Here is a 2,303-nt window from a genome sequence, read left to right as displayed (position 1 = left end):
CGCCGTGGGGGGTTTACTCCCACCGAGGGTTCGAATCCCTCCGTCTCCGCCAGCTATCGATTTCCCTACATTCCTAACCGTCCCAAAGCCCCCGATAATTGGCGGTTTTCCGGGCCTTTCCCGTTCCTCCCCGTCCCTTGTCATTCCCCACTAGCCCGCATATGATGTGGTAAATAGTGTGGGAGCGAATGAATTGGGCAAGTTGACCGCAACCGCCGTTAAGGCCGCTAAAGCGGCGGGGCGCTATGGCGATGGCGACGGGCTTTATCTGCTGGTCGGCCCCACCGGCGCGCGTTCATGGGTGTTGCGGGCGCAGAAGGACGGCAAGCGTCGCGATATTGGGCTGGGGAGTGCCGCCAAGGTGCCGCTGGCGCTCGCGCGTGACCGGGCGGCAAAGGCGCGGTCGCAAATCGAGGTGGGCATCGATCCGGTAGCGGAGCGGCGCAAGGCGGCGGGTATCCCGACCGTACGGGAAGCGGCGGCGCTGGTTCATGCGGAGACGCGCAAAGGGTGGCGCAACGGCAAGCACGACAAGCAATGGCTGTCGTCGCTGGAGACGCATTGCTTCCCCGCGATTGGCGACGTGTCGGTTTCCGATCTGGACGGCCCCGCCGTGCGCGACGTGCTGGCGTCGATCTGGTTGACCAAGCCGGAGACGGCGCGGCGCATCCGCCAGCGCATTATCTCGATTGTCGATTGGTCGGTTGCGAAGGGCTATCGCGACGTGCCGCTGGCAATGGCGGCAATCGACAAATCGCTCCCGCGCCAGAAACGCACCGACCGCCATCATGAAGCTTTGCCCTATGCCGCTTTGCCCGATTTCATGGCGAAGCTTCGTTCGCGCGAATCGGTCGGGCGCGTGGCGCTGGAGTTTCTGATTTTGACCGCCGCCCGGTCTGGCGAGGTACGCGGCGCGACATGGGCGGAAATCGATCTGGAGGCGGCGCTGTGGACGATACCGGCGGCGCGCATGAAGGCGGAGCGCGAACACGTCATCCCCCTTTCTGACGCGGCTCTGCGGGTGCTGGAGCGGGCAAAGCAATGGCGCGCGATGACGACAAGTGACGGCGCGCTGATTTTCCCCGGTATGAAGCGCGACAAGCCGATTTCCGACATGACGCTGACCAAGGTGATGCGCGACATGGAACTGACCGCCGTGCCGCACGGCTTCCGCTCCAGCTTCAAGGATTGGGCATCGGAGACGACAAGCTTCCCCAATGAACTATCGGAAGCGGCGCTTGCGCACGCCATCCCGAACAAGAGCGAGGCCGCTTATCGGCGGGGCAACATGCTGGAGAAGCGGCGGGTGATGATGGGGGCGTGGTGTCGGTTTTCTTTAGGTCAGGAATCTTCAACGGTAACGCTTATAGGGCGAGCCATAAGTGCCTAAGAAACGCTTTCACGAAACAGCGCGGTTCGAATCGCTTAAGCATGATGCCTACATAGGCTTGCGCAATCGGACCGTAGAGCCGCTGATCGAATATCTGATCGCTTTGGAAGCCACCGCAGAACGCGATGTGGTTTTCGCTAGCGATGACGGCGAAAAGCAAACCGTTATTAGACAGCAGAGTCCGCTGGTCCGCGAGCTCCGCCTTTTAGCGAATGGCAGCGCCGACGAAACCGAAATCCAGCTACAATTTGTGGTCCATCCAAACGCGCAAAAGGGCCACCTTTCGCGAGAGGCGCGTCGTGCTCAACAGGGTGTACGAACGACAACCGCAATAATGATGGTAAAAAGTGGAGCCTTGGTAGCCGGAGGTTTTGAGAGCGCGGTCAAATCCACCATGACAAAAACCAACCTTTCCCGGGCAACTGTGATTCGCCACTGGAGTCGCGAGAAGACCAAAGCGGAGTATTTGGTCAGGGTCGGATTGGCATGAAAAACTGCCTTTGTTCCGTTTAGTCGCAGCTAGTCGCAAGGATTGAGGACCGCTATTCGATTCAAATCTGCGTCGTTTGTGCATATTCCCCGCGATGCCCCCGAACACCGGGATCAGCCGGAAAGCCCGCCGCGCAAGGGCAAGGCGTCAAAGCGATGATGACAGAATTGATGACCGTAGCGGACTTCCTGTCGCGCTACTCGATTTCCCGAACCGAGTTTTACCGTCAAGTGAACGCTGGGCGCATCCGCCTCACCAAGCTGGGCAATGCCAGCCGGGTAGCGCGCGATGATGCCGAGCAATGGCGTGCATCGCTCCCCGTTCGTGCGGGAGGGTCGGCCAATGTTTGAAAAACAATCAAAGCAATCTGGAGGTGCCCCCAAGGCCGGTAGGACGGCCAAGGGGGCGGGTATCGCCAGCAAG

General features: G+C 60.4%; 3 protein-coding genes. All 3 read left to right on the top strand.

The features are described 5' to 3' along the window. Positions 1-193 precede the first annotated feature (193 nt). The 3 genes from ABWP09_RS14205 (at position 194) to ABWP09_RS14195 (ending at position 2,230) form a co-directional block, all read left to right on the top strand. Positions 194-1,390 carry a tyrosine-type recombinase/integrase gene (locus ABWP09_RS14205; protein ID WP_353205771.1) on the top strand — a complete coding sequence of 399 codons (1,197 nt, stop codon included), beginning with the start codon at positions 194-196 and terminating at the stop codon, positions 1,388-1,390. Next, positions 1,383-1,880, top strand: a complete 498-nt coding sequence (locus ABWP09_RS14200; RefSeq protein WP_353205770.1) for a hypothetical protein — start codon at positions 1,383-1,385, stop codon at positions 1,878-1,880. The genes ABWP09_RS14205 and ABWP09_RS14200 overlap by 8 nt, the downstream gene beginning before the upstream one ends. A gap of 155 nt (positions 1,881-2,035) precedes the next feature. Continuing rightward, positions 2,036-2,230 carry a hypothetical protein gene (locus ABWP09_RS14195; RefSeq protein WP_353205769.1) on the top strand — a complete coding sequence of 65 codons (195 nt, stop codon included), beginning with the start codon at positions 2,036-2,038 and terminating at the stop codon, positions 2,228-2,230. Positions 2,231-2,303: the final 73 nt, after the last annotated feature.

Origin of the sequence: Sphingomonas sp. (assembly GCF_040398505.1) — a bacterium.
GTDB lineage: Bacteria > Pseudomonadota > Alphaproteobacteria > Sphingomonadales > Sphingomonadaceae > Sphingomonas.
Note: the sequence above shows the minus strand (reverse complement) of the source record. Positions and strands in the feature narration are given on the sequence as shown.